Origin of the sequence: Ferrovibrio sp., assembly GCF_029255545.1 — a bacterium.
Lineage (GTDB): Bacteria > Pseudomonadota > Alphaproteobacteria > Ferrovibrionales > Ferrovibrionaceae > Ferrovibrio.
Genome location: NZ_JANLJJ010000037.1, coordinates 24,253 through 30,414, shown reverse-complemented (window position 1 = coordinate 30,414; position 6,162 = coordinate 24,253). Strand labels below are relative to the sequence as shown.

The 6,162-nt window shown below is 65.2% G+C and carries 7 protein-coding genes and 1 pseudogene; 6 read left to right on the top strand and 2 right to left on the bottom strand.

Going from position 1 to position 6,162, the window contains the following annotated elements:
- Positions 1–388, bottom strand: a pseudogene (locus tag Q1J79_RS07130) (ABC transporter permease); the annotation flags it as partial.
- Positions 388–1,104: an ABC transporter ATP-binding protein gene (locus tag Q1J79_RS07125; protein ID WP_300298538.1), complete on the bottom strand. Its 717-nt coding sequence runs from the start codon at positions 1,102–1,104 to the stop codon at positions 388–390. The gene Q1J79_RS07125 and the pseudogene Q1J79_RS07130, both read right to left, overlap by 1 nt.
- Before the next feature lie 43 nt (positions 1,105–1,147).
- Between Q1J79_RS07125 and Q1J79_RS07120 the strand changes: the two genes are divergently transcribed.
- From Q1J79_RS07120 to Q1J79_RS07095, 6 genes are all read left to right on the top strand, one after another.
- A complete protein-coding gene (locus Q1J79_RS07120) occupies positions 1,148–1,804 on the top strand; it encodes an arylesterase (protein ID WP_367182967.1) in 657 nt (218 codons plus the stop codon).
- 103 nt (positions 1,805–1,907) lie between these two features.
- Entirely contained in the window at positions 1,908–2,966 is a 1,059-nt protein-coding gene (locus tag Q1J79_RS07115) for an NADP(H)-dependent aldo-keto reductase (protein WP_300298535.1), read from the top strand.
- A 51-nt stretch (positions 2,967–3,017) separates the two neighbouring features.
- On the top strand, positions 3,018–3,638 hold the full coding sequence (gene thpR / locus Q1J79_RS07110; RefSeq protein ID WP_300298532.1) for an RNA 2',3'-cyclic phosphodiesterase: 621 nt from the start codon (positions 3,018–3,020) through the stop codon (positions 3,636–3,638).
- A 24-nt stretch (positions 3,639–3,662) separates the two neighbouring features.
- Positions 3,663–4,382 (top strand): Sir2 family NAD+-dependent deacetylase, encoded by a 720-nt coding sequence (cobB, locus tag Q1J79_RS07105; protein WP_300298530.1) that lies wholly within the window; start codon positions 3,663–3,665, stop codon positions 4,380–4,382.
- A gap of 93 nt (positions 4,383–4,475) precedes the next feature.
- Positions 4,476–4,964: an Hsp20/alpha crystallin family protein gene (locus Q1J79_RS07100; RefSeq protein ID WP_300298527.1), complete on the top strand. Its 489-nt coding sequence runs from the start codon at positions 4,476–4,478 to the stop codon at positions 4,962–4,964.
- Between the two features lie 134 nt (positions 4,965–5,098).
- Positions 5,099–6,162: histidine kinase dimerization/phospho-acceptor domain-containing protein (locus Q1J79_RS07095; protein ID WP_300298524.1), on the top strand; the 1,064-nt coding region annotated here is incomplete at its 3' end.

The following is a 6,162-nucleotide window of genomic DNA, read 5'->3' as shown; positions in this document are numbered from 1 at the left end:
TCAATACGGCCGCGAGGCCATCGCCATTTTCCAGCGTGACGCTGCCATAGAGCGGGTAGGCGGCGTCGACGGCCTTGAGCTCCACCAGCGCGCGCTGGTCGCTGCGCAGGGCATGGGCCATGGCGCGCATCTGCACGCTTTCCGACACGACGCCCTGGCGCTGCAGGAAGTCGCGTTCCCCGGGCGTGGCGCCGCGATGGGTGAGGCGGAATTCCACGTCGCCGCCCAGCAGGCCGCGACCATCGCGTTCCAGCCCGGTGATGATCGCCGCCGACAGCGTGCCGATGCCGGCGATCACCGCGACGCCCAGGGCCAGGCAGGCAACGAACAGGCGGAAGCCGCGCAGGCCGCCGCGCAGCTCGCGCAGGGAAAACCGCAGCGACAGCATCACACCACCGCCTGTCGGCGCTGCGGCTCGATGGTCTTGATGCGGCCATCCTCGATGCGCACCACGTGATCGCACCGCGCGGCGAGGGTCTCGTCGTGGGTGATCAGGATCAGCGTCGAGTTCAGCCGCGCGGCCTCGCCGAACATCAGGTCGATGATGGCATGTCCGGTGGTGCCGTCCAGGTTGCCGGTCGGCTCGTCGGCCAGCAGAAGGGCGGGCTTCGGCGCGACGGCGCGGGCCAGCGCCACGCGCTGCTGCTCGCCGCCGGAAAGCTGCATCGGATAATGGTCCTCGCGATGCGACAGGCCAACCTGCGCCAGCGCGGCGCGGGCGCGTTCGGTTGCGTCTGCCGTGTCGGCCAGTTCCAGCGGCACCGCCACGTTTTCCAGCGCCGTCATGGTAGGGATCAGGTGAAAGCTCTGGAACACGATGCCGATGCGGTTGCGCCGCCACAGCGCCAGCCTGTCCTCGCTCATGTCGTTGAGGTCGGCGCCAGCTACATGCACGCGGCCGCCACTCACCCGCTCCAGCCCGGCCAGCACGGCCAGCAGCGTCGATTTGCCCGAACCCGAAGGACCCACGATGCCGATGCGTTCGCCGGCCTGCACGGTCAGGTCAATGCCGCGCAGGATATTGACCGGTCCGGCCGTGCTGGCGAGAGTGAGGCGGACATCCTGCAATTCGACAACCGGCGGATTTGCCTTAAGTATGGCCATGAATGCTGTTCGCCTTTTCGGGGAAACGATGCGGAATATGGTATTGAACGCACAATATGGGGCTTTCCTGCGCCTGAGCAACGCCGCGCTGGCGCTGGCGGTGATGCTGGTCACGGCCCTGCTTGTCACGTTGCCTGCGCTGGCCGCGCAGCCGATCCGCCTGCTGGCCTTCGGCGACAGCCTGACCGCGGGCTACAACCTGCCGCCCGATGCGGCTTTTCCGGTGCAGCTCGAGAAGGCGCTGCGGGCGAAGGGCCTCGATATCTCGGTGATCAACGCCGGCGTGTCGGGTGACACCACGGCGGCGGCGCTGGCCCGGATCGACTGGGCGCTGGCCGACAAGCCGACCCATGCCCTGGTTGAGCTCGGCGCCAACGACATGCTGCGCGGCCTGCCGCCCGAACAGGCCCGGGCCAACCTCGATGCCATCCTGGCCAGGCTGAAACAGGCCGGCATCCCGGTGCTGCTGGCCGGCATGCAGGCGGCACCCAATCTGGGGGCGGATTACGGCCGCCGCTTCAACACCATCTATCCCGACCTTGCCGCCAAGCACGGGGCCGCGTTCTACCCGTTTTTCCTGGATGGCGTGGCGGCCGATGCCCGGCTCAATCTGGGCGACGGCATGCATCCCAACCGTGAAGGGGTGGGGGTGATCGTGCAGCGCATCCTGCCCCAGATTTTGCGTTTCCTGGGCGGCTGACCCCAATTCGTTGTTGTAAAAGCCGAGTCGGGCCGACAAAATGGGCATGCCGCCGAAACGGGCGGCCAGGTGTGTTCGCCGGGGTCGAGTTGGGAGTTTTGTCATGGAGTTCCGTCGTTTAGGCCGCACCGACCTCCAGGTCAGCCTGATCTGCCTCGGCACGATGACCTGGGGCGAGCAGAACACCGAAGCCGACGCCCATGCCCAGCTCGATTATGCGCTGGAGCGGGGCATCACTTTCATCGACACTGCCGAGATGTATCCGGTGCCGCCGAAGGCCGAGACGGCCTCGCGCACCGAAACCTATATCGGCACCTGGCTGAAGGCGCGCAAAAACCGCGACAAGGTGGTGCTGGCGACCAAGGTGGCCGGCCGCGGCTATGCCTCGCGCGGCAGTTTTGCCTGGCTGCGCAACAACGAGGTCGAGGCCACCGACCTGAGCCGCAAACAGATATTCCAGGCGGTCGATGCCAGCCTGAAGCGCCTGCAGACCGATTACATCGATCTCTATCAGACCCATTGGCCGGATCGGCCAACCAACAATTTCGGCTCAGCCGAATACAAGTTTACCGACGAAGTCAGCATCCCGCTGGAAGAAACGCTGGATGCCATGGCCGAGCTGGTCAAGGCCGGCAAGATTCGTCATTACGGAGTCTCAAATGAAAGCGCCTGGGGCGTGATGACGCAGTTGCATCTGGCCGGGACGCGGCCGGTGCCGCGCATCGCCTCGATCCAGAATCCCTATAACCTGCTGAACCGGTGGTACGAAGCCAGCCTGGCGGAAATCGCCCAGCGTGAGCAGGTCGGCCTGCTGGCCTATTCGCCGCTGGCCATGGGCGTGCTGGCCGGCAAGTATCTGGGCGGCGCCAGGCCGGCCGGCGCGCGGCTCACGCTGTTCACCCGCTTTACCCGCTATTCCAACCCGCAGGTCGAGCGCGCTACCCAGCGTTATGTCGCGCTGGCACAGCAGCATGGCCTCGATCCGGCGCAGATGGCGCTGGCTTTCATCAACAGCCGGCCGTTCGTCACCGCCAATATTATCGGCGCCACCACGCTGGCCCAGCTGAAAGCCGATATCGGCAGTATCGATGTGAAACTCACGCAGGAGGTTCTGGACGGCATCGAGGCGATCCATCGCGATCAACCGAACCCGAGCGCCTGAACAGGGCACTCGTTCCGGGCCATAGCGCCCCTATTGCGGAGGGCCACAGCCATGATCCGCTTGTTCGTTGCCTTGAGTTTCCCCGACGCGGTGCGTCACTCGCTGGCGTCCCTGTGCGCCGGCGTGCCCGGCGCGCGCTGGGCCAATCCCGACCAGTTCCATCTCACCCTGCGGTTCATCGGCGAAGTCGACGGCCGCACCGCCCGCGCGGTCAGCGAGGAACTCGCCAGCGTGATCATGCCGAATTTCGAGGTCAGTCTGTTCGGCGTCGGCACCTTCGGCGACAAGCGCAAGGCCAACAGCCTGTGGGCCGGCGTGCGGCCCAATCCGTCGCTCAACCGCCTGCAGGAAAAGGTCGACAATGCCATGCTGCGGGTCGGCCTGGCACCGGACCGGCGCAAATTCACGCCGCATGTCACGCTGGCGCGACTCAACAATGCGCCATTCGACCGGCTGGGCGCCTTCCTCAGCCACCATGCCCTCTACAGCGCGCCGCCCTTCCTGTGCGACCGTTTCACGCTCTATTCCAGTTTCCTGTCTTCCTCGGGCGCCATCTACACGCCCGAGCATGTCTATCGCCTCGATGGCAGCCCAGTCGGCGACGAAGGCGACTGGATGGCCGACGAGGCCGAGGAGTGGGAACGAAGCGAGGCGGCCGCCTACGGATACTGATTCTGGTTCTGGCGGTTGTTGACGATGACGTTTGAGCGTTCGTTTCGGTCCATTGTGATCCTGACAGGTGCCGGCATTTCGGCGGAATCCGGCCTCGGCACGTTCCGCGACAGGGACGGCCTGTGGACCAAATACGACCTCAGCGAGGTGGCGACGCCCGAAGGCTTCGCGCGTAATCCGGTGCTGGTGCATGACTTCTACAATGCCCGCCGCCGCAACCTGCTGGAGGCGCAACCCAATGCCGCCCATGCTGCGCTGGCCGCGCTGGAGCGGCAATGGGGCGGCGATTTCCTGCTGGTGACGCAGAATGTCGACGACCTGCATGAACGCGCCGGGTCGCAGCGACTGCTGCACATGCATGGCGAATTGCTGAAAATCCGCTGCGAACATTGCGGCCATGTCACCGCATGGCCCGGTGATCTCGATCTCGCCACGGCCTGCCCAGCCTGCGGCAATGCAGGCAGCCTGCGGCCGCATGTGGTGTGGTTCGGTGAGATGCCGCTCTACATGGAAGAAATCTACGATGCGTTGCAGTCCTGTGACCTGTTCGTGTCGATCGGCACCTCGGGCCAGGTCTATCCGGCGGCCGGCTTTGTCGCGGAAGTCCGCCGCGCCGGCCGTGCGCATACGGTGGAACTCAATCTCGATCCCTCCGACGGTCATTCCCTGTTCGCCGAGCGGCTGTATGGGCCGGCCACCGAAATCGTGCCTGAGTTTGTCGCGCGGCTATTCGCCAGCGCCTGACGGCTTGACCCATATCAAGGCCGCCTGGCTCTGCCGGTGCTGTAATCAAAACGCTTCCTCTCAGGGAAGCGGATGACGGCATTGGAGGTTGATATGGATTTCAAGTCCCTGTTGCCCTTCGGGCAAAGCAAGCTGCCAGTCGGCGGCAATGGCGATCCGTTCACGGCGCTGCAACGCGAAATCAACCGCATGTTCGACGATGTCTGGCGTGGCCATTCCCTGCCGGCGACGTTTGGCGGCGAAGGCTATCTGGCGCCGCGCGTCGATGTGAAGGATACCGAAACCGGCCTTGAAGTGAGCGCCGAACTGCCCGGCGTCGACGAGAAGGACATCACGGTCGAACTCGATGGCGACACCCTGATGATCAAGGGCGAAAAGAAACTGGAAAAGGACGAGAAGCAGAAGGATTACCACGTCATGGAGCGGTCCTATGGGATGTTCCAGCGGGTTATTCCGCTGCCCTTTGCGCCGAACCCGGACGAGGTGAAGGCGCAGTTCACAAAGGGCGTGCTCAAGATCGCCCTGGTCCGCCCGCCCGAGGCCGCCGCCAAGACCAAAAAGATCGCCGTCGAGTCGGCGTGATTCGCGGCAAAGCCGGTTCACGCTGTCGTTATAATCACGATTCGCCGCCGGATTTGCGGGTGTTCCGGCGGCGGTTTTCCAACAATCCTGTTGCGGGAATCAGGCGGCCTGCCTAGCTTGGGCGGCACCATTCCATGACAGCCGCTTCCTATCCTCTCACCCGCTTCCCGCTTCGCTGGTACGACGCCACCTTCGCCGATCCGGCGCTGGAGCGGGAATTCCAGGCCGACGAGGCGCGCAGCACGTTGCGCTACACGCGCGGCGCCATCCTGCTGGCGATCGTGCTGTTCCAGCTGTTCATGCTGCCGGACTACCTATTCCTGCCGACGCAGGCTTTCCTGCATCTGCTGGCCCTGCGGCTCGGGGTCAACGGCCTGCAGGCTCTGCTGATCCTGGCCACCTTCCATCCGCGCCTGCAGGGGCAGCGCCTGCTGATCATGCAGGGGGCCGCCCTGCTGGTCGGGCTGGGGGCGCTCGCCGCCCTTGCCATCATGCCGGTGCCGCAACGCGAGATCATGGTCGAGGCCATGGTGCTGATCGTGGTCGGCATCTATGTCGTGCTGCGGCTCACGGTCATGCGGGCCACTTTGGTCGTTGCGCTGCTGCTGGTGGTTTTCGACGCCATCTTCCTGCTGCAGGATATTGGCAGCCAGGCGCAGTTCATCGTCGCCCAGGTGATCATGGTCTGCGCCGTGGCGATCGGCCTGTTCAGCAGTTACGCGATCGAGCGGCAGCGCCGGGTTGCCTATGTCGGCCGGCGCGGGGCGGAGCAGCAGGCCCGCGCGCTGGAGCAGGTCGCGCAACATGCCGCCGAGGCGCAGATGCGCGCCGAGCAGGCGGCCCGCGTGAAAACCGATTTCGTCGCCCATATCAGCCACGAGCTGCGCACGCCGCTCAATGCCGTGATCGGCTTCGGCGAATTGCTGGAGCGCCAGATCTTCGGCCCGCTTGGCAATCCGAAATATGTCGAATACGCCCATGATATCCGCGAAAGCGGCCAGCATCTGCTGTCGCTGATCAACGACGTGCTCGACCTGTCCAAGATCGAGGCCGGGCGCATGGAGCTGCGCCTTGAGACGCTGGTGCCGCAGGAGGTGGTGCGCGCCAGCCTGGTGCTGGTCTCGGCGCAGGCGAATGCCCGCGGCACGCCGATCCGGGTCGAGGTCAGCGACGACCTGCCGCTGCTCTACGGCGATGG